The organism is Streptomyces sp. NPDC015171, from assembly GCF_043079545.1.
Lineage (GTDB): Bacteria > Actinomycetota > Actinomycetes > Streptomycetales > Streptomycetaceae > Streptomyces.
The window spans coordinates 234188-253809 of the sequence record NZ_JBIBUO010000004.1 but is presented as its reverse complement, the minus strand read 5'-3'; the positions used below and the strand labels follow the sequence as shown (position 1 = coordinate 253809).

The following is a 19622-nucleotide window of genomic DNA, read 5'->3' as shown; positions in this document are numbered from 1 at the left end:
ATCACGGCGTCCCGGGCCGTGCGCCCCGGTCGGCGCGTCCCTCTCCTCCCCCGTTCCTCCCCCGCCCAGAAGGTCAAGAGCCGGTATGCAGCTCATCACCGCGATCGTCAGGCCGTCCCGTCTGGACGAGGTCAGGACCGCCCTCCAGGAGCTGGGGGTGCACGGGCTGACCGTGACCGAGGCGAGCGGCTACGGCCGGCAGCGCGGCCACACCGAGGTGTACCGGGGGGCCGAGTACCGGGTCGACCTGGTGCCGAAGACGCGCGTCGAGGCCGTGGTGGAGGACGCCGTCGCCGGCGAGGTGATCGACGCGATCGTCAGGGCCGCGCGGACGGGGAGGACCGGGGACGGGAAGGTGTGGTCCGTCCCCGTGGAGACGGTCGTCCGGGTGCGGACCGGCGAGCGCGGACCCGACGCGCTCTGACCGGCAGCGCCCCGGTCAGCGCTCCGGCGGCGAACACCAGCGCCAGCAGCGGCCAGGGCAGCGCGAGGAAGGACGCGCTCGCCGACTCCCGGGTGTCCGGGGCGCTCGCGGTGAGCGTCACGGCACCCCGGTCGAACTGGGGCGCCCCGCGCCAGGTCTCGGTGAGCCGCACCCGCTGCCCCGGCAGCAGTTCGGCGGGGACCCGGGTCAGCTCCCGGTCGAGCAGCGTCCGCCCGAACAGGCCGCGCGCCTTCAGCTCCACCTTGGGGCTGAGGCTGACGTTCCCGGTGTTGCGCAGGGTGTAGGAGATGGTCGCCGTGCTGTCGCCGAGGCCCGGGACCAGTGGCTGGTGGTGGCTGATCCGCACCTGTCCGACGGCGAGCGCGGGGAGTACGGGCCCGCCGACCCGCAGATAGACGCGGGCGCCGACGGCCCGCCGCACCCCGAGCGCGACCCGGCCGCTGCCGGGGTCGGTCCGCTCGTCCAGGGCGACGATGGCGCCCGGGTGGTCGCCGGGTACGGCGCCCTCGGGCACCCGCAGGGTGAAGGGCACGGTGACCGTCCGGTGGCCCGGGACGGTGATCCGGGGCCGCGCGGGCCTGGCCCAGGCGCCCACCCCGCGCATGCGTTCGTCCGCGGTCCGCACGGCGAAGCCGCCGTCCCGGACGGTGTTGTAGGCGTCGGCCGCGTACAGCCGGAAGGTGAGCGGCCGGCCGGTCTTGTTCTGGACGGCGACCTTGTCGGTGAGGGTCTGGCCGGGCTCGGCGGAGAGGGTGAAGTAGGGCCGCGCGGCGATCTTCGAGGCGACCGGGTAGACGGACCAGCTGCCGTTGTCGGCGGCGCGGGCCGTGCCCGACGGCAGCTGGAGGAGGCAGAGCAGGCTCAGCAGGAGGACGTACGGCTTGCGCATGGGTGCGGACCCCCCACGGGCTCGGGGTGGCGGCGGTCGGGCGGGTGCGGCCCGGTCGTGCGGCGGGGCGCCCGGCCACCGGTGAGGGCGTGCGGTGGGTCAGGTGAGCGTGAGGGTCAGGACCCCGGAGTACGCGCCCGGAGGCGTGAACGCCGGTACGTCCAGGGAGAGGCCGGCGTCGACGGTGAACTCACCGCCGGTGAGCGTGCCGTTCGGGGTGGACGCGAGGGTCGCCCCCGAGGTGCCCACGGGGCCCGCGGAACCGGCCTTGCAGGTGCTCGGGCTGCCCGCCTTGGTCGCGCAGTCCGGCGTCCAGCTCAGCCGGCCCGCGTCGATCCGGGCGCCGGGGCCGCTGAAGTCGGTGACCTTGCCGGTCAGGGACCAGCCCGCGGGCCCGCCGCGGAAGTCCTTGACGGTCACCGTGTTCAGGCTGCCGGTCGAGGCGCCGCCCTGGCCGAAGTCGACCGCCGACAGGGCGACGGCGTCCCCGGCCTGGGACATGGACAGGGAGCCCGCCTTGACGGTGGTGGTCAGCTTCTGGCTGCCGTCGGGGACGGGCGTGGTGTCGTTGACGACGTAGGCCGCGGGTCCGGCGCCCTTGTCCGCGTTCCAGGAGCCGCCCTCGTAGGCCACGATCCCGGTCGTCGTCGTGTCGTTGACGACGAGCGAGCCGCTGAAGGCGCCCTGGGCGTTCGCGGTCACGGTCGCGGTGTCCGCCGTCTGGGTGTCGCCCGAGCGTCCGGCCAGGGTGACGGCCGCGCCCGGGGTGAAGTTCGTCCCGCTGACGGTGACCCCGGCGCCGGGGTCACCGGAGGCGGAACTCAGCGAGATGGCCCGGGTGTTGGCCGGGGTGCCGTCGGTCGCGGTGATGGTCTGCGAGACCGGGGCGGGCGGGGTGATGACCGTGCAGGGGGTGTCCAGCTCCAGGATGTAGCTGGTGTGGATGTTGTAGTCGCCGGGCGAGAGGGTGATCCGGCCGGGCTTGGTGACGGTGAACGTGCCGGTCATGGAGAAGGACGGGAAGGCGGCCCGCCCCGGCACCGGCGGGTTCTTCTTCGGTCCGGCGACGGTGACGTTCCCGGTCTGGGCGCCGCCGAGGGTGACCTTGCCGGTCGGGGTCATGATGTCGGCCGGCAGGGCCAGATCGGTGGGGTTGCTGGCCGCGGCCGTGACCACGGTGTACGTCACGGAGACCGTGTCACCGACCTTGGGAGTGGTGTTGTCCACCGACACACTGGCGGTGGTGGTGCCGTCGATCGGCGGGATGCCCGCGACGGCCGGCGGAATGCAGTGCGTGGCGAAGTCCACGTTCGCCCCGGCGGCGCCGGCCGGACAGGCCAGCGCGCCGCCCGCGGTGACCGCGAGGGCGGTCGCCCCGAGCAGTGACGCCCAGCGCCACCGTCGGGATCTTCGGGGTGTCGAACCCATGGGCCCCCTCCTGAGGGTTGCGGGCGCAGCGGCTCGTCTGCGCCGACAGGGGGCATTGATGTGGAGCGGGGGTGAGAAGTCAATGGAGATGCCGCAGAAAACTGACGGATCATCAGTTTCTGCGGCATCCGGAACAGATCGCTCAGGTCGGTCAGCTGAAGACGAACGGGCCGGGAGCCTGCTTGGCCGTCGCCGTACAGGTCACGGTGATGCCGAAGATCACCATCTTCAGCGAGCCGCCGTAGGCGTCCAGGCTGGCGCCGGAGGTGACGGTGCCGGGGAGCGGGCCGACGCTGACCGAGGAGCCGGCGCTCATGGCCGGGTTCTTCGTGCCGCTGAAGACGACGGTGCCGCCGCCGGCCTTGGCCATGGTGAGGGTGGAGGTGATCGAGTCCTGGGCGACCGCGACCGGTGTGGTGATCGCGGAGGAGGTGAGGGTGAGGGTGGCCGAGGTGCCGTTCTGGGTGGCGGTGAGGGTTGCCGCCCCGCCGCCGAAGATGCCGCAGCTCGCGTTGATGGTCGCCGTCTGGGGAGTGACGGCGGCCGCGGTGGGCGCGAAGGCGAGTCCGGTGACCGCGAGGGCCCCGGCGGCCAGTGCCGCACCTGTTGCCGTGCGCTTGCCTCTCATGGGGATCCGCTTCCCTTTCCTTGGGGGGAGGTGCCATGTGGGGACGCCGACGGACGGGGAGGCCTGAGCAGGCGGGTGCGGGCACACTGCACGGCGGTGCGGATCTGACGGTCCGTCGGAACCTATGGCCCATTGACGCGCGCCACGGAGGACCCAACAAGGTTGAATTCCAGCCGACCTTCTGTTCGGCCGGCGCCCGCTCAGCCGGCGGAGACCGTACTGCGGACCGTCCCGTCGGCCCCGGCGAGCAGCACCGGTGTCCCGGCACCGCCGAGGTCGGCGACGGCGGCCAGGTCCTCGGCCGGCAGCGACTCCGCCTCGGTCACCACGGCCGCCGCCTCCAGGGAGGCGGCGCCGGACGCCACGGCCATGGCGACGGCCGTACGCAGCGCGCTCAGCTTCAGCGAAGCCAGCTCCACCGACCCGGCGACGTACGTGCGCCCGGTCTCGTCCCGTACGGCCGCCCCCTCGGGCACACCGTTGCGGGCGCGCGCGGAACGCGCCAGGGTGACGATCTTGCGGTCCTCGGGGTCAAGCGCGGTGCTCTCGGTCATGCCCAGAGCATACGAAGCCGTCGCGGGTTCACCCCGCCACGGGGTACATCGCGCCCCGCCGCCCCTCGGGGGAGGCCAGCCACTCCAGCTTCGCCGCGGTGTTCGCCTCGCCCAGCGGGGTGTGCAGCACGATCAGCAGGTCCGGCCGGGCCGGCACCTTCATCACGGTCGACTCCACGACCAGCAGCCCGGCCGCCGGATGGTCCAGCTCCTTGCGGATCTGCCCCTGGTCCTCGATGTCGCGCTGCGCCCACATCTGACGGAACTCGGCGCTGGCCGCGCTGACCTCGGCGAGCACCGACCGGAACCCCTCGTCGTCCGGGCGGGCCGCGCACGCGGCCCGGAACTGCGCCACGACCGTGCGCGCGTTCCGCTCCCAGCTGTTGCTGCGCGACCGGTACAGCGGGTCGACGAAGAAGTCGATCAGGCAGTTCTGCGTGTTGTCCGGCCGCATCCCGAGCACGACCGCCGCCGCGTCGTTGTACATCACGCAGTTGTAGTACAGGTCCATGATGTGCGCCGGGTACGGCATCCAGGTGTCGATCAGCCGGCGCAGCCCCTCGCACATGTCCCGCCGGTCGGCCACGACTTCGGGCGCGGGCGGGTTCAGCCCGGCCAGCAGGTACAGGTGCCGGCGTTCGGCGTCGCTGAGCCGGAGCACCCGGGCGACGGCGTCGAGGACCTGCGGGGAGACGGAGATGTCCCGCCCCTGCTCCAGCCACTGGTACCAGGAGGCGCCGACACCGGCGAGCACCGCGACCTCCTCCCGGCGCAGTCCGGGCGTACGGCGCCGGCCGCCGCCGCCCGGCAGTCCGGCGTCCTCCGGACTGACCCGGGCCCGCCGGCTCATCAGGAACTCGCGCAGCTCGGAATGCCGTCGACTCCTCGTCGCCCCCACAGCAGGCACGTACCGCTCCTCCCCCGTCGTCGCTGGTGGTACCACCACCACCATAAGTTCCGACTCCCCAGGATTGTTCCGGCCGCCGCACGCTCGTGCCATGGCGATCGACACCACCACCCAATCCACCGCCCCCGCGGGCGAATCGCTCGGCACCCCCCGGCTGTCGACGCGCGACAAGCTCGTCCTGTTCGTCCTGTGCGCGGCCCAGTTCATGGTCGCGCTGGACTTCTCCGTGCTCAACGTGGCCCTGCCCGTCCTCGGCGGCGACCTCGGTATGAGCCGCTCCGCCCTGCAGTGGGCGGTCACCGCCTTCGCGCTGCCCTCGGGCGGGTTCCTGCTCCTGTTCGGCCGCGTCGGCGACCTGTACGGGCGGCGCAGGCTGTTCCTGATCGGCCTCGCCCTGTTCGGCTCGGCCTCGCTGCTGGCGACGCTGGCCTGGAACCCGGCGTCCTTCCTGGCCGGGCGCGCGCTGCAGGGCATCGGCGCGGCGGCGATCGTGCCGACCGGCATGTCCCTGCTGACCACCACCTTCCCGGAGGGCCCGGCCCGGGACCGCGCCCTCGGCATCTCCGGCACGCTGCTGTCGCTGGGCTTCACCGTCGGCATGGTCGCGGGCGGGGTGCTGACGGACACGCTCGGCTGGCGCTCCACGATGGCCCTGCTCACGGTGTTCGCGCTGATCGTCCTGCCGCTGGCGCCCGGTCTGCTGCCGGAGTCCCGCACCCCCCGGCGCCCGCGGCTCGACGTGCCCGGAGCGGTCACCGTCACCACCGGTCTGCTGTCGCTGATCTACTCCCTGTCCACGGCCGCCGACCACGGCTTCGGCCACGCGGACGTCCTGGCCACGCTGGTCGCCGGCCTGCTGCTGCTGACCGCGTTCGCCGTGATCGAGTCCCGCTCGGCGGCCCCCCTCGTCTCGCTCCCGATGCTGCGCCGCCGCACGGTGGCCTGGGGCAATCTGGGCGGCCTCGTCACCTTCTCGATGATGTCGACGGTGATCTTCGTCCTGACCCTGTACCTGCAGGAGGTCCTGCGTCTGTCGGCCTTCGAGACCGGTCTGGTCTTCGGTGTCCAGGGCGTCCTGTCGGCCGTCGCCGGCGCGCTCGCGGCCAGGGTCATCGGCAGGTTCGGCACCCGCCGCACCCTGGTGGGCTCGCTGGCCGGCCAGGGCGCGCTGGTGGCGGCCCTGCTCCTGCTGAACGCCCACACCTGGTCGGTGTGGCCGGCCACGGCGGCCCTGTCCCTCGCGAGCATGTGCCACCTGGGCGCGATCGTCTCGTACGGGCTCACCGTCACCTCCGGCGTGCCGGACGAGGAGCAGGGCCTGGCCACCGGCCTGGTGACCTCCACCCAGCAGGTGGGCCTCACGGTCGGCATCCCGCTGCTGGGCGTGCTGGCCACCACCTCGGACGACCTGCTGGCCGGGACGCGCACGGTGCTCGCCCTGGACGCGCTGGTGGTGCTGGCGGCAGCCGTCCTGATCGGCCTCGGCCTCAGGTCACGGACGGTCGAGGCGCAGCCGCTCGGCGCGCGGTAGACCGGCGACGACCAGGTCGTACGAATCCTCGATCAGCTCCCGGACCAGCCGGTCCGGGAGCCGGCCGTCGGCCGTCACGGTGTTCCAGTGCCGTTTGTTCATGTGCCAGCCGGGGACGACCAGCCCCTCGTGCTCGCCGCGCAGCCGGATCGCGTCCTCCGGGTCGCACTTGAGGTTGACCGTCAGGGGCCGCCCGTCCAGGGCCGTCAGGGCGAACATCTTGCCCAGCACCTTGAAGACCGAGGTCTCCGGGTTGAACGGGAAGTCCTCCACGGCGGCGTTGAAGGACAGGCACAAGGCACGCAGCTCCTTCGGGGTCACTCCGGTGCGGCCTCCTCGGCGACGGATGCGGACAGGGGCTCCACCAGCACCGTGACGATCTTGTTCCGGCGGCCGGCCGCCGCCTCCGCCGTCAGCCGCAGCCTGCGCCCGTCGGGCAGTTCGACCTCGGCCGAGGCACCGGCGATGGGCACCCGGCCGAGCGCCTTGGCGAGCAGCCCGCCGACCGTCTCCACGTCCTCGTCGTCGTACTCCTCCAGGCCGTACAGCTCGCCGAGGTCGGTGATGTCCAGGCGGGCCGTGACCCGGAAGCGGTCCTCGCCGAGGTCCTCCACCGGCGGGAGTTCCCGGTCGTACTCGTCGGTGATCTCGCCGACGATCTCCTCCAGGATGTCCTCGATGGTGACGATCCCGGCGGTGCCGCCGTACTCGTCGATGACGACGGCGACGTGGTTGCGTTCCTTCTGCATCTCGCGCAGCAGGTCGCCGGCGTTCTTGGTGTCGGGCACGAACACGGCCGGGCGCATGGCCGTGGAGACCAGGTCGCCCTCCGCCTCCCGGCTGATGTGCGTCTTGCGGACCAGGTCCTTCAGATACACGATCCCGACGATGTCGTCCTCGCTCTCGCCGGTGACCGGGATCCGGGAGAACCCGGAGCGCAGGGCGAGGGTGAGGGCCTGCCGGATGGTCTTGTACCGCTCGATGACGACCAGGTCGGTGCGCGGCACCATCACCTCGCGCACCAGGGTGTCGCCCAGCTCGAAGACCGAGTGCACCATGCGGCGCTCCTCGTCCTCGATCAGCGACTCCTTCTCGGCCAGGTCGACCAGCGCGCGCAGCTCCGCCTCGGAGGCGAAGGGGCCGCGCCGGAAGCCCTTGCCGGGGGTGAGCGCGTTGCCGATGAGGATCAGCAGGGACGGGACGGGCCCCATGATCCGGGCCAGCGGCAGCAGCACGTACGCCGCGACGGTCGCCGTGTTGAGCGGGTGCTGGCGGCCGATGGTGCGCGGCGAGACGCCGACGGCGACGTACGACACGAGCACCATCACGCCGATGGCGACCAGCAGGGCCTGCCAGGTCTCGGTGAACTCCTGCAGGCAGGCGTAGGTCACCAGGGCGGCGGCGGCCATCTCGCAGGCCACCCGGACCAGCAGGGCGACGTTGAGATAGCGGGTGGGGTCGGCGGCGATCTGGGCCAGCCGCGCGCTGCCCCGGCGCCCCGACTTCACGGCCTCCTCGGCCCGGAAGCTGGAGACGCGCGCCAGGCCCGCCTCCGCGCAGGCGGCGAGCCAGGCGACGACCACCAGCGCGATCGCGCCGATCACGATCTGCACAGACATCGGCCGGCTACGAGACCGTCGGCGCCGGGGACGGGCCGGTCAGGCCGTGCTCGGCCCGCCACCCGTCCACGATGGCGGCCTGCAGCCCGAACATCTCCGCCTTCTCGTCGGGCTCCTCGTGGTCGTACCCGAGCAGGTGCAGCACGCCGTGGACGGTGAGCAGCTGGAGCTCCTCGTCCATGGAGTGCTGCGTGGGCGCCTCGGCCCCCTGCCTGGCGGCGACCTCCGGGCAGAGCACGATGTCGCCGAGGAGGCCCTGCGGAGGCTCCTCCTCGTCCTTCGACGGCGGACGCAGCTCGTCCATCGGGAAGGACATGACATCGGTGGGCCCCGGCAGGTCCATCCACTGGATGTGCAGCTGCTCCATGGCGTCGGCGTCCACGACGATCACCGAGAGCTCGGAGAGCGGGTGGATGCGCATCCGCGCGAGCGCATAGCGGGCGATGTCGAGGATCGCCTGCTCGTCTACCTCGGTACCGGACTCATTGTTGACGTCGATCGACATGGCCGTACTGGTCTACTTCCCCTTGGAGCCCTTGGCGCCCGTTCTGCCACGGCCGCCCTTGTGGGTGCCGTTCTCGGTGCCGTTCTTGCTGTCGTACTGCTCGTACGCGTCGACGATACGGCCCACCAGCTTGTGCCGGACGACATCCTGGGACGACAGCCGGGAGAAGTGGACGTCCTCCACGCCCTCCAGGATCTCCTGGACCTGCCGCAGACCGCTCTTGGTGCCGTTCGGCAGGTCGACCTGCGTCACGTCACCGGTGATCACGATCTTCGAGTCGAAGCCGAGGCGGGTGAGGAACATCTTCATCTGCTCGGGGCTCGTGTTCTGGGCCTCGTCCAGGATGATGAAGGCGTCGTTGAGCGTACGGCCGCGCATGTACGCGAGCGGCGCGACCTCGATCGTGCCGGCCGCCATCAGCCGGGGGATCGAGTCGGGGTCGAGCATGTCGTGCAGCGCGTCGTACAGCGGGCGCAGATACGGGTCGATCTTCTCGTAGAGCGTGCCCGGCAGGAAGCCGAGGCGCTCGCCGGCCTCCACCGCGGGACGGGTCAGGATGATGCGGTTGACCTGCTTGGACTGCAGGGCCTGCACGGCCTTGGCCATGGCCAGGTAGGTCTTGCCCGTACCGGCGGGGCCGATGCCGAAGACGATCGTGTGGTGGTCGATCGCGTCGACGTACCGCTTCTGGTTGAGGGTCTTGGGGCGGATCGTGCGGCCCCGCGAGGACAGGATGTTCTGCGTCAGCACCTGCGCCGGGGTCTCCGGGCCGTCGCTCGTCCCGTTCTCGCTCGCCTTGAGCATGGCGATCGAGCGTTCCACTGCGTCCTCCGTCATCGGCTGCCCGGTGCGGAGCACCAGCATCATCTCATCGAACACGCGCGAGATCAGGGCGACGTCGGCCGGATCGCCGACCGCGCTGACCTCATTGCCCCGGACGTGGATGTCGGCCGCCGGGAAGGCCTTCTCGATCACGCGCAGGAGGGAGTCGCCGGAACCCAGGACGGTCACCATGGGGTGCTGGGCGGGGACGGTGAACTGCGCTCTCGCCTGCTCCTGCGCGGGGGTATGAGCTGTGGGTGTCTGTGTCATGGGCCGGCTCTGAAGGGCCTGCGCTTCCTCCTGGTCATGGCCGCCTGGCTGAGGGCGGCCTCGCACCACCAAGAGTACGACGGGGGGCTGACAAGCCAGTAGGACTTTTGCGCGGGGCCCTGCCCGGCCGGCGGTCCCGGCCGGCCGGGCGGGACGGGGCCCGGGGAAGTCCCGCTGGTCCGCCCCGGTACGTCAGCCGGAGCGGCGGAATCCGATGGTCGGCACGGCACGGCGCAGCGGCCAGGGCCGGTCCAGCTCTTTCGGCACGAGACCGTCCAGGAACGCGTACCGCTCCAGCGCCTTGGGGTCCTGCCCCGGCAGCGACTGCACGCGCCGCCACCAGGCCCCGATCTCCGACCACCCCGGCGCGGACAGGGACCCCCCGAACTCCTGCACCGACAGCGCGGCCGTGAGCCCGGCGAAGGCCAGCCGGTCGGCCAGCGGCCACCCCGCCAGGGACCCCGTCACGAACCCGGCGACGAAGACGTCGCCCGCCCCCGTCGGATCCAGTGCCTCCACCGCGATGGCCGGCACCTCCGCCGTCTCCCCCGTCCGCCGGTCCACCGCGTACGCCCCCTCCGCCCCCAGGGTCACCACGGCCACCGGCACATGGGCGGTCAGGGCGTGCGCGGCGAGCCGCGGGCAGTCGGACCCGGTGTACCGCTTCGCCTCCTCCGCGTTGGGCAGGAACGCCTCGCAGTGCTCCAGCTCGGCGAGGCCGGCCAGGTCCCAGGCACCCGTCTCGTCCCAGCCGACGTCGGCGAAGATACGGGCGCCCTCGCGGGCGGCCCGCGCGATCCACGGCGCGCTGCGGCCCGGTGTGAGGGAGGCGACGGCGGCCCGGGCCCGGGGCGGGGCCTGCGCGGCCTCCTGGATGAACACGGCCTGCGAGGGCGGCTCGTGGCCGTGCGAGACCATCGTCCGCTCGCCCTCGTAGGCCATGGAGACGGTCACCGGGGAGTGCCAGCCGGGCACGGTCCGCGAGGCCGAGAGATCGATGCCCTCGCCCCGCTCCAGCGCGTCCCAGCAGTACTCGCCGTAGTGGTCGTCGCCGAAGGCCGCGGCGAGGGCGGTGCGCAGGCCGAGCCGGGCCAGGGCGGCGGCCATGTTGGCGACCCCGCCGGGGCTCGATCCCATGCCCCGGGCCCAGGACTCGGTGCCGCGCACCGGCGCGGAGTCCAGGCCGGTGAAGATGATGTCGAGGAAGACCGTGCCGGTGAGGTAGACGTCCCAGGGGGGATCGCCCGGGGCGCGCCGCGCCGCGAGCGGGTCGACCTGCGCCTGGCAGCGCGCTGCCTGCGTGAGGTGTTCCGGTTCCTCTCCGGTGAGGGTGTGCGACGGCGTCACGGTGCGCTCCCTGGCGTGGTGCGGTTCTCGCCAGTGTGCACCAGGTCACGCACCGGGATCCCGCGCGGCGCCGGTCACCGGCGGGGCAGCGCCGGTGACCGGGCGCGTCGGGCACCGCGATCCGGGCGGCCGTGAAGGCGGGACGCCCGGTGTTCACATCCATGACCGGCCGGCGGCCGGGCCGGGTCCGGACACCGGGTGTCGCCCAGGGCCTCACCGAGCCCGGCGGCCACGGGTCACAGGGCGGCTCCCACGAGGTCGAGCCCGGCGGCGAGCAGGGTCCGCAGCTCGGCGAGGTCGGCGGGCGCGGGGTCGGCGAGCGGGGCGCGCACGGGGCCGACGCGCTGCCCGCGCAGCCGGGCCGCCGCCTTCACCAGGGACACGGCGTATCCGGGCGCCCGGTCGCGGAGTTCGACGAACGGGACGTAGAAGTCGCGCAGCAGCTTGTCGGCGGTGCCGTGGTCCGCGTCGCGCAGCGCGGCGAAGAAGGCGCCGGCGATCTCGGGGGCGAAGGCGTGCACGGCGGAGGAGTAGGCGGGGACGCCGACGGCGGCGTAGGCGCGGGCCTGGATCTCGGCGGTGGCGGCTCCGTTGAAGAACAGGAAGCCGTCGGGGGCGGCGAGGGTGAGGCGCTGGAGCCGGTCCAGGTCGCTGTGCCCGTCCTTGAGGCCGATCAGGGTGGGGATGCGGGCGACCCGGCGCAGCGCGTCCACGGAGTAGGCGACCCGGCCGCGCTGATAGGCGATCAGCGGCAGCCGGGTGCGGGCGGCGAGCCGCTCCAGCTGCGCGGCGAGGCCGTCCTGAGGGGCGTCGGCCAGATAGTGCGGCAGCACGAGCAGCGCGTCGGCGCCGGCCTCCTCGGCGATCCGCGCGAACCGGGCGGCCTGCGCCCAGCCGTATCCGGTGCCGGCCACCACCGGCACCCGTCCCGCCGCCTCCTCGACGGCGACGGTGACGACGGTCCGGTACTCCTCCTCGTCCAGCGAGAAGAACTCGCCGGTGCCGCAGGCCGGGAAGAGCGCGCCGGGCCCCGCCGCGAGCCGGCCGGCCACATGGGCGCGCAGTCCCTCGGGGTCGAGGGTGCCGTCGTCGTGGAAAGCGGTGAGCGGGAAGGACAGCACACCGCGCGCCATCCCCTCCCGCAGTCGTCGCACCAGGTGCCGCGGAGCCGGGTCGCCGCCCACCAGATCATCTCCTCTTGTGAATGCCGTCCACATATGCGAACAGCGCCGCATCGCTTCTACCCCCCTTCACTACCGACAAACTCAACTGTGGCCCGGATCACATCTTTCGGACTCCCCGTCACCCTTCTTCCGGTACCGCGTGCTTGATACAACTTGCTCGCGCGTTCCTGTCCGTCGACGGTCGTCGCCCCCTCCCCCCGCACCGCCCTCACTCCGAGGCGCGGTCTCCGCCTGCCCTGGGAACGCCCGTGTCCGCCCCCCGCACCCTGCCCTGGCCCCTCGTCGCCCTCTTCACGGCCGGGTACCTCGCCCCCTATCTGCTGCCCACCACCGTCGGCAGACTCGACAGCGGGCTCCCGCTCACCGCCACCCAGGCCGGCGCCATCGGCAGCGCCCTGCTGCTGAGTTCGGCCACCGCGGGCTTCCTGCTGGCCTCCCGGGTGGACCGGACCGGCCCCCGCACCCTCGCCCGCGCGGGCCTCGCGCTCGCCTTCCTCGGCTACGGCGCCGCCGCCGTCACCGCCTCCGTACCGGCGGTCGTCGCGGGCGCGGTGGTCGGCGGTTTCGGGTCCGGCACGGTCACGGCGGTGGCCGCGAGCGGCATCGCGGCCGTGGGAGCGGCCCCGGCCGGGGCGGCGCCGAGGGGGTGGGCGAACGACCCGCACCGGGTCACCACGCTCGGCCTGCTCGGCGTCTCCGCCCTCGCGGGCGCCCTGTACCTGACAATCCCTCATCTCGGCCCCGGCCACGGCCTCCCGCCCGCCGCGCTCGCCCTGACCGCGCTCGCCGTCTGGCCGCTCACCGGCCGGCTGTCCGCCTGCCCGGCCGCGACCCGCGCCGCCGTCGGCCACGACCGCCTCCCCCACCCCCGCGCGGGCCTGCTGCTGGCGGCCGCGCTGGCCTTCTGGTCCCTCGCCCAGAACTCCCTGTGGGGCGTCAGCGGCCGGATCGGGCTCGACCAGGCCCATCTCGGCGAGGTCACCGTCGGCGCGGTCTTCGCGGTCGCGCTCGGCGCCGGACTGCTCGGGGTCGTCGGCGCCGGCGCGCTCGGCCGGCGGCTGGGCCGGGCCGTGCCCATCGGCGCCGGTACGGTGCTGATCGCGGGCTGTATCGCGCTCAGCGCGGCGGCGACCGACCTGCGGGCGTTCGCGGCCGGCGAGATCGCCTGGAACCTGCTCTACCCGGTCGTGCTGTCGTACGTCATCGCGCTGGCCGCGTCCCTGGACCCGCGGGGCCGCTGGACCGTGCTGGTCGGCTCGGCGTCCTCGCTGGGCACGGCGGCGGGCCCGCTGACCGGGAGCGTGCTCGCGGACCGGGCGGGCTTCCCGGCGATGGGCGGGGTCCTGGCCGCCGGACTGCTGCTGGTCGCCGTGCCCATGACGGCGGTGGCCCTGCGCCACGGCAGGCGCCCCGGTCCGGTCAGGGAGTTCGCCGTGGTGGAGATCCCGGTCGGCGAGGTCCCCGCGAGGGAACTCCCGGTGCGCCAGATCCCCGTCGTGGAACTCCCGGTGGAAACGCCCGCCGTCCCCGCCCAGCGCGCCTACGACACCGCGTCCCCGAACTCGTAGGCGTCGACCTCGGCGAGGTACCGGGCCCTGCGCTCCTCGTCGTCCTCCAGGAAGGAGGCGAGGAAGGAGTTGCGGGCCAGCTCCCGCAGGCGGTCCTCGCCCAGGTCCAGGGTCGTGCGCACGGCGTCGAAGTTGTCGCCCGCGTACCCGCCGAAGTACGCCGGGTCGTCGGAGTTGACCGTGCACAGCAGGCCCGCGTCGAGCATGGCGGGCAGCGGGTGGTCGGCCAGGGTCTCCACGGCGCGCAGCCGGACGTTGGACAGCGGGCACAGGGTGAGCGGGATCCGTTCCCGGACCAGCCGCTCGACCAGCACCGGGTCCTCCAGGCAGCGCAGCCCGTGGTCGACGCGCTCCACACCGAGCACGTCCAGCGCCTCGGTGATGTACGCCGGCGGCCCCTCCTCACCCGCGTGCGCGACCCGGCGCAGGCCGAGCGCGGCGGCCGCGTCGTACACCTCGCGGAACTTCGCCGGCGGATGCCCGACCTCGGCGGAGTCCAGGCCGATCCCGGTGATCCGGTCCAGATACGGCGTCGCGGCCTGCAGCGTCTCCAGCGCCCAGTCGGCGGACTCGTCGCGCAGGAAGCACATGATGAGCTTGGTGGAGACGCCGTGGTTCTGCTCGCTGTCGCCGAGCGCCCGCCACAGCCCCTCCACGACCGTGCCCAGGCTCAGTCCCCGCGCGATGTGGGCCTGCGGGTCGAAGAAGATCTCCGCGTGCCGCACGCCCTGTGCGGCGGCCCGGGCCAGATAGGCGTTGGCCAGGTCGGTGAAGTCCCGCTCGGTGCGCAGGACGGTCATCAGCTCGTAGTACAGGTTCAGGAAGGACTGGAGGTCCTTGAACCGGTACGCCTCGCGCAGGGCGTCGGTGTCCGCGTGCGGGAGGGTGACACCGTTGCGGGCGGCCAGCTCGAAGGCCAGCTCAGGCTCCAGGGTGCCTTCGATGTGCAGGTGCAGTTCTGCTTTCGGGAGGGGCATCAAAGCATCGTACGGGCGCTTTACCGCCGTTTCGGAACCGGCACTCGCTGCAGGTCGTACGCCACCGTCAGCTCCCCGGCGAATCCGGCCGCCCGCGCCTGCCGCTCGAACTCCTCGGGGTCGGAGTAGCGCTGGCTGAAGTGGGTGAGGACGAGGTGCCGCACGCCGGCGTCCCGGGCCACGGCGGCGGCCTGCCCGGCCGTCAGATGCCCGTGCTCGACGGCCAGTTCGACGTCCTCGTCGAGGAACGTGGACTCGATGACGAGCAGGTCGCAGCCGTCCGCGAGCGCGTGCACGCCCTCGCAGAGCCGGGTGTCCATGACGAACGCGAACCGCTGCCCGCGCCGCACCTCGCTGACGTCCTCCAGGGTCACCTCGCCGAGCCGGCCGGTGCGCTGGAGCACGCCCACGTCCGCGCCCCTGATCCCGTGCGCGGCGAGCCGCTCGGGCAGCATCCGGCGGCCGTCGGGTTCGATCAGCCGGTAGCCGTAGGACTCGACGGGGTGGGAGAGCCTGCGGGCCTCCAGGGTGTACGACGGGGTCACCGCGAGGACGCCGTCGGTATCGACCGGGGCCTCGGTGAGGCGGACCGTCTCCCGGTAGGCGGTGGCGTACCGCAGCCGGTCGAAGAAGCGCCGGCCGGAGCGCGGGTAGTGCGCGGTGACCTCGTGCGGCACCCGGTCCAGGTTGATCCGCTGGATGACTCCCGCGAGACCGAGGCAGTGGTCGCCGTGGAAGTGCGTGACGCAGAGCCGGTTCAGGTCGTGGGCGGCGACCCCGGCGCGCAGCATCTGCCGCTGGGTGCCCTCGCCGGGGTCGAACAGGAGGCCCTCGCCGTCCCAGCGCAGCAGATAGCCGTTGTGGTTGCGGTGCCGGGTCGGGACCTGGCTCGCGGTGCCGAGGACCACCAGTTCACGGACGGACATGGTGCGCTAGCCGGGCGGCCACTGCAGGCCGCGGCCGCCGAGGACGTGGGCGTGGGCGTGGAAGACGGTCTGGCCCGCGCCGCTGCCGGTGTTGAACACGAGGCGGTAGCTGTCCAGCTTCTCCTCGTCGGCGACGGCCTGCGTCGCGGCGAGGACGTCGGCCGCGAGCTGCGGGGCGCCGGCGGCCAGCGTCGCGGCGTTCTCGTAGTGGGCCTTGGGGATCACCAGGATGTGGGTCGGGGCCTGGGGATTTATGTCCCGGAAGGCGACGGTGGTCTCCGTCTCGCGGACGATCGTCGCCGGGACGTCCCCCGCGACGATCTTGCAGAACAGGCAGTCGTCCTGCGGTTCTCCGGCCATGCGTGTGCCTCCTGTGATCAATTCCGTGGGCATCGTAGTCTCCCGGCCCCGCGCTCCGTCAGCCCGGCAGGTCCGGCAGGTCCGGCGGAGTCTTCGCGGGCCGCTCCTCCAGGGCCGCGAGCGCGAGCCTGACGGCCTCGTCCAGCTGGGCGTCGCGGCCCGCCGCCCAGTCCTGCGGGCGCTGGACGACCTCGACGTCCGGGTCCACCCCGTGGTTCTCCACGTCCCAGCCCAGGCCCTCCAGCCATATCGCGTACTTGGGCTGGGTCACCAGCGTGCCGTCGACCAGGTGGTAGCGGCTGTCGATGCCGATGACACCGCCCCAGGTGCGGGTGCCGACGACCGGGCCGATACCGAGGGCCTTGATCGCCGCGTTGACGATGTCGCCGTCGGAGCCGGAGAACTCGTTGGCCACCGCGACCACCGGGCCGCGGGGCGCCTCCAGCGGGTAGCTGGTGGGGCGCAGGCCGCGCGCGAGGTCCCAGCCGATGATCCGGCGGGCCAGCTTCTCGACCACGAGCTGGGAGGTGTGGCCGCCCCGGTTCTCCCGCACGTCGACCACCAGGCCCTCTCGGGCCACCTCCACCCGCAGGTCGCGGTGGAGGTGGGCCCAGCCGGGGGCCTGCATGTCCGGGACGTGGACATAGCCGAGCCGGCCGGCGGAGGCCGCGTGGACGTGGGCCCGGCGGCCGGCGACCCAGGCGTGGTAGCGCAGGGGTTCCTCGTCCGCGATCGGGACGACGACCGTGTGCCGGGGTTCGCCGCCGCCCGCCGGGGAGACGGTCAGCTCGACGGCGTGGCCCGCCGTGCCCACGAGCAGCGGCCCGGGGCCCGTCACCGGGTCGACCTGGTGGCCGGCCACGGCGATGATCGCGTCCCCGGGGCGTACGGCGACACCGGGCGCGGCGAGCGGGGAGCGGGCGTCCGGGTCGGAGGTCTCCGAGGGCAGGATGCGGTCGATGCGCCAGCTGCCGTCCGCGTGGCGGGACAGGTCGGCGCCGAGCAGCCCCTGTCCGGCGCCGCCGGCGCCGCCGCGCGGCGTGACATAGGCGTGCGAGGTGCCGAGTTCGCCCTGCACCTCCCAGAGCAGGTCGACCAGGTCGCCGTGGGTGGCGAGGCGGCCCAGCAGCGGGCGGTAGCGGGCGAGGACGCCGGTCCAGTCCACGCCGCCCAGGTCGGCCCGCCAGAAGTGGTCGCGCATCAGCCGGCCGGCCTCGTCGTACATCTGCCGCCACTCGGCGGCCGGGTCGACGGTCTGCCGGATCCGGCCGAGGTCGACGGTGACGCTGGTGTCGCCGTCGTCGTCGGTGCCGGTGCGGCGGTCGGCGGGCACGACCCGCAGCCGGCCCTCGCTCCACAGCAGGACGCGTTTGCCGTCGCCGCTGACCTCGAAGTGGTCGGCGGCGGAGGCTAGGTGTTCCAGGCGGCGCTGGGCGAGGTCGTACCGCTCCAGTTCGGTCCCCGGGTCCGGGTCCTCGGGGTGGGCGCGGGAGGCGCCGAGGAGGCCCCGCACGGGGTGGCGCAGCCAGAGGACGCCGTCCTTGGCGGCGCGCAGGGTGGAGTAGCGGCCGGCCTCCACCGGGAAGGGCACGATCCGGTCGGCGAGCCCCTCGGGGTCGATGCGGGTGGCGGGGGTGCCCTCGCTGTCGGGGGTCTCGTCCTTGTCGGGGGTCTCGAAGGGGCGGCCGTGGCGCTGCGGGCCGAACGGCGAGGGGGTGGTGGCGGCCAGGGTGATCAGGTGCGGGCGGGCGCCGACCACGAAGGCGAGATCGAAGACGTGCTCGTCGTAGACCGGGTCGAAGGCGCGGTTGGAGAGGAACGCGAGGTGCTTGCCGTCGAGGGTGAAGGCGGGCGCGTAGTCCTGGAAGCGCAGGGGGGTCGCCTCGGTGACCGAGAGGTCGGTGGTGTGGGCGATGCGCAGCTGGGAGAGCGGGCGGGGGCCGGGGTGCGCCCAGGCCAGCCAGCCGGAGTCGGGTGAGAAGGCGAGACCGGAGACCTCGCCGTCGTCGCTGCGGTCGACCTCGCGGACCTCGCCGGTCTCCCGCTCGACGAGCAGCAGCCGGCCGTCGTGCGCGGCGACAGCGGCACGGCTGCCGTCGGGAGCCATGGCCAGTTCGAGGACCCGGCCGAGCTGCCCGGCGGCGAGCCGGCGCGGCGGGGAGCCGGGCACCGTGCCGGTCGCGGGGGCGAACTCCAGGGCGTCCTCGCCCTCGGCGTCCGTCACCCACACCACCCACTCCTCGCCCTCGGCGCGGAAGGCGCGGGGCATCCGGGCGCGCACGCCCGAGGCGGCGGCCAGCGCGCGGGCGGGCCCGGAGCGGTGGGTGACCCAGTGGATCCCGCCGCGCACGGAGACGGCGCTGCCGCGCGCGGTGTGGTCGGGGGACGCCTCGCCGAACCAGTGGGCGGCGTCCAGCGGACAGGGCCGCAGATCGAGGCGGGGTCCGCCGAGCCGCACGTCCAGGCGGCGCGGCTCGGCGCCCTCCAGGTCGTCCAGCAGCCAGAGTTCACCGCCCGAGCTGTAGACGACCCGGGTGCCGTCGCCGGCGGCGTGCCGGGCGTAGAAGCCGCCCAGCGGGGTGTGCCGGCGCAGGTCGGAGCCGTCGGCCAGGGAGGAGTACAGCGCCCCGGTTCCCTCGTGGTCGGAGAGGAACGCGATGCGCTCCCCCGCCCACACCGGGTACTCGATGTTCCCGGCGAGGTCCTCGTGCAGCCGAACGAACTCCCCGGTGCCCTCCCCGCCTTCGGCGGCCCGGTCGATCCACAGCCTGCCCGCCGTGCCGCCCCGGTAGCGCTTCCAGTAGGCGGCCTCGCGGCCCATCGTCACGGAGAGCAGCACGGTGGCCGGTCCGTGCGCGACATCGCCGACCGGGCCGTACGGCAGGGCCTCGGCCGGTCCGCCGTCCAGCGGGACGGCGTGCGCCCAGGTCTGCCGGAAGCTGGGCCTTCCGTGCGCGCCGAGCGCGAGCACCCGCCCGTCCGGCGTCCAACCGCGCACCTCGGTACGGCGGTTGCCCCAGTGGGTCAGCCGCCGGGCGGGGCCCCCGTCGACGGGGGCGAGATGCACCTCGGGGGTGCCGTCCCGGGTGGAGGTCCAGGCCAGATGCGCGCCGTCGGGGGAGATCCGGGGCAGCGTCACCGGCGTGTTGTCGGCACTGACCCGCCAGGCCCGGCCGCCGTCGAGCGGGGCGAGCCATACGTCGTCCTCGGCGACGAAGGCCACCAAGTCGCCGCGCAGATGGGGGTATCGGAGATAGGCGGAGACCGCCGCGGTTCCCTTCGAAGCACCCTGAGTCACAGCCTCACTCTACGCAGCCCCCGGAGGGCCACGCCCCCGGTTCCGATCACTTCCCCCGCACCGGGCCGCGGGCGGGATCGCCCTGGCACCCGACGGTGCGGGTGACGGTGACGGTCACGGCCGGCCTCGGCGGTACCAGGGTCGGCGGGGCCGGCTCCGGCCGCCACGTCGCCGAAGGCCTCTGGCACACGGGCGGTGTGGCGGACGGCCGCGGCAACCTGCTCGACCTGCGCGAACCCGGGGTCGTCCGGGCGCCGGCCGACGATGCCGGGCGGCGCGGCCCGCTGACCGGGCGGTGCGAGGCGGACGGCTGGGAGCTGTTCGGGCCGGTCGCCGAGGCCGTCGACGCCGCCCGCGCGGCGGA

Annotated in this window: 18 protein-coding genes; 3 read left to right on the top strand and 15 right to left on the bottom strand. The window is 73.7% G+C overall.

Translation table 11 applies throughout. From position 1 onward, the window contains the following. The first annotated feature begins 85 nt into the window (after positions 1–85). Positions 86–424, top strand: coding sequence for a P-II family nitrogen regulator (locus tag ACF073_RS13290; protein ID WP_392069339.1), 339 nt, complete (start codon positions 86–88; stop codon positions 422–424). Here the strand turns inward: ACF073_RS13290 and ACF073_RS13285 are convergent. From ACF073_RS13285 to ACF073_RS13265, 5 genes are all read right to left on the bottom strand, one after another. Further along, positions 318–1334 (bottom strand): WxL protein peptidoglycan domain-containing protein, encoded by a 1017-nt coding sequence (locus ACF073_RS13285; protein ID WP_392069337.1) that lies wholly within the window; start codon positions 1332–1334, stop codon positions 318–320. The genes ACF073_RS13290 and ACF073_RS13285 overlap by 107 nt on opposite strands. Before the next feature lie 99 nt (positions 1335–1433). After that, positions 1434–2762, bottom strand: a complete 1329-nt coding sequence (locus ACF073_RS13280; RefSeq protein ID WP_392069335.1) for a beta-xylosidase — start codon at positions 2760–2762, stop codon at positions 1434–1436. Positions 2763–2913: 151 nt separating this feature from the next. Next, a complete protein-coding gene (locus ACF073_RS13275) occupies positions 2914–3390 on the bottom strand; it encodes a hypothetical protein (protein ID WP_392069333.1) in 477 nt (158 codons plus the stop codon). Positions 3391–3590: 200 nt separating this feature from the next. Beyond that, complete coding sequence (locus ACF073_RS13270; RefSeq protein WP_392069331.1) at positions 3591–3944, bottom strand: cytidine deaminase; 354 nt, start codon at positions 3942–3944, stop codon at positions 3591–3593. A 28-nt stretch (positions 3945–3972) separates the two neighbouring features. After that, positions 3973–4794 (bottom strand): helix-turn-helix transcriptional regulator, encoded by an 822-nt coding sequence (locus ACF073_RS13265; RefSeq protein WP_392069982.1) that lies wholly within the window; start codon positions 4792–4794, stop codon positions 3973–3975. Between the two features lie 148 nt (positions 4795–4942). Between ACF073_RS13265 and ACF073_RS13260 the strand changes: the two genes are divergently transcribed. Further along, positions 4943–6382 (top strand): MFS transporter, encoded by a 1440-nt coding sequence (locus ACF073_RS13260; protein ID WP_392069329.1) that lies wholly within the window; start codon positions 4943–4945, stop codon positions 6380–6382. Here the strand turns inward: ACF073_RS13260 and ACF073_RS13255 are convergent. The 6 genes from ACF073_RS13255 to ACF073_RS13230 form a co-directional block, all read right to left on the bottom strand. Beyond that, complete coding sequence (locus ACF073_RS13255) at positions 6344–6703, bottom strand: MmcQ/YjbR family DNA-binding protein (protein WP_392069327.1); 360 nt, start codon at positions 6701–6703, stop codon at positions 6344–6346. The genes ACF073_RS13260 and ACF073_RS13255 overlap by 39 nt on opposite strands. After that, a complete protein-coding gene (locus ACF073_RS13250) occupies positions 6700–8001 on the bottom strand; it encodes a hemolysin family protein (RefSeq protein ID WP_392069325.1) in 1302 nt (433 codons plus the stop codon). Before ACF073_RS13250 ends, ACF073_RS13255 begins: the two co-directional genes overlap by 4 nt. 7 nt (positions 8002–8008) lie before the next feature. Then, positions 8009–8506 carry an rRNA maturation RNase YbeY gene (gene ybeY, locus ACF073_RS13245; protein ID WP_392069323.1) on the bottom strand — a complete coding sequence of 166 codons (498 nt, stop codon included), beginning with the start codon at positions 8504–8506 and terminating at the stop codon, positions 8009–8011. 12 nt (positions 8507–8518) lie between these two features. Continuing rightward, positions 8519–9598 (bottom strand): PhoH family protein, encoded by a 1080-nt coding sequence (locus tag ACF073_RS13240; RefSeq protein WP_392069321.1) that lies wholly within the window; start codon positions 9596–9598, stop codon positions 8519–8521. Positions 9599–9790: 192 nt separating this feature from the next. Beyond that, complete coding sequence (locus ACF073_RS13235) at positions 9791–10945, bottom strand: carbohydrate kinase family protein (RefSeq protein ID WP_392069320.1); 1155 nt, start codon at positions 10943–10945, stop codon at positions 9791–9793. Between the two features lie 236 nt (positions 10946–11181). Further along, on the bottom strand, positions 11182–12129 hold the full coding sequence (locus ACF073_RS13230) for a 5-dehydro-4-deoxyglucarate dehydratase (RefSeq protein WP_392069318.1): 948 nt from the start codon (positions 12127–12129) through the stop codon (positions 11182–11184). Between the two features lie 248 nt (positions 12130–12377). Here ACF073_RS13230 and ACF073_RS13225 point away from each other — a divergent pair, with 248 nt between their 5' ends. Further along, positions 12378–13697, top strand: coding sequence for an MFS transporter (locus ACF073_RS13225; protein ID WP_392069317.1), 1320 nt, complete (start codon positions 12378–12380; stop codon positions 13695–13697). On the opposite strand, the gene ACF073_RS13220 is transcribed toward ACF073_RS13225, so the two are convergent. The 4 genes from ACF073_RS13220 to ACF073_RS13205 are packed head-to-tail and all read right to left on the bottom strand — an operon-like array spanning position 13670 to position 19186. Next, on the bottom strand, positions 13670–14674 hold the full coding sequence (locus ACF073_RS13220; RefSeq protein ID WP_392069316.1) for an adenosine deaminase: 1005 nt from the start codon (positions 14672–14674) through the stop codon (positions 13670–13672). The genes ACF073_RS13225 and ACF073_RS13220 overlap by 28 nt on opposite strands. 20 nt (positions 14675–14694) lie before the next feature. Further along, entirely contained in the window at positions 14695–15600 is a 906-nt protein-coding gene (locus ACF073_RS13215; RefSeq protein ID WP_392069315.1) for a ribonuclease Z, read from the bottom strand. Between the two features lie 6 nt (positions 15601–15606). After that, positions 15607–15960, bottom strand: a complete 354-nt coding sequence (locus ACF073_RS13210) for a histidine triad nucleotide-binding protein (protein WP_392069314.1) — start codon at positions 15958–15960, stop codon at positions 15607–15609. A 58-nt stretch (positions 15961–16018) separates the two neighbouring features. After that, complete coding sequence (locus ACF073_RS13205; protein ID WP_392069980.1) at positions 16019–19186, bottom strand: S41 family peptidase; 3168 nt, start codon at positions 19184–19186, stop codon at positions 16019–16021. Between the last annotated feature and the right edge of the window lie 436 nt (positions 19187–19622).

What these genes read in the sequence shown, in the direction of transcription:
- ACF073_RS13280 (WP_392069335.1), bottom strand. Translation starts at nt 2,762, where the DNA reads ATGGGTTCGACACCCCGAAGATCCCGACGGTGGCGCTGGGCGTCACTG.
- ACF073_RS13250 (WP_392069325.1), bottom strand. Translation starts at nt 8,001, where the DNA reads ATGTCTGTGCAGATCGTGATCGGCGCGATCGCGCTGGTGGTCGTCGCC.
- ACF073_RS13210 (WP_392069314.1), bottom strand. Translation starts at nt 15,960, where the DNA reads ATGGCCGGAGAACCGCAGGACGACTGCCTGTTCTGCAAGATCGTCGCG.
- ACF073_RS13275 (WP_392069333.1), bottom strand. Translation starts at nt 3,390, where the DNA reads ATGAGAGGCAAGCGCACGGCAACAGGTGCGGCACTGGCCGCCGGGGCC.
- ACF073_RS13220 (WP_392069316.1), bottom strand. Translation starts at nt 14,674, where the DNA reads ATGCCCCTCCCGAAAGCAGAACTGCACCTGCACATCGAAGGCACCCTG.
- ACF073_RS13285 (WP_392069337.1), bottom strand. Translation starts at nt 1,334, where the DNA reads ATGCGCAAGCCGTACGTCCTCCTGCTGAGCCTGCTCTGCCTCCTCCAG.
- ACF073_RS13260 (WP_392069329.1), top strand. Translation starts at nt 4,943, where the DNA reads ATGGCGATCGACACCACCACCCAATCCACCGCCCCCGCGGGCGAATCG.
- ACF073_RS13215 (WP_392069315.1), bottom strand. Translation starts at nt 15,600, where the DNA reads ATGTCCGTCCGTGAACTGGTGGTCCTCGGCACCGCGAGCCAGGTCCCG.
- ACF073_RS13270 (WP_392069331.1), bottom strand. Translation starts at nt 3,944, where the DNA reads ATGACCGAGAGCACCGCGCTTGACCCCGAGGACCGCAAGATCGTCACC.
- ybeY (WP_392069323.1), bottom strand. Translation starts at nt 8,506, where the DNA reads ATGTCGATCGACGTCAACAATGAGTCCGGTACCGAGGTAGACGAGCAG.
- ACF073_RS13240 (WP_392069321.1), bottom strand. Translation starts at nt 9,598, where the DNA reads ATGACACAGACACCCACAGCTCATACCCCCGCGCAGGAGCAGGCGAGA.
- ACF073_RS13265 (WP_392069982.1), bottom strand. Translation starts at nt 4,794, where the DNA reads ATGAGCCGGCGGGCCCGGGTCAGTCCGGAGGACGCCGGACTGCCGGGC.
- ACF073_RS13290 (WP_392069339.1), top strand. Translation starts at nt 86, where the DNA reads ATGCAGCTCATCACCGCGATCGTCAGGCCGTCCCGTCTGGACGAGGTC.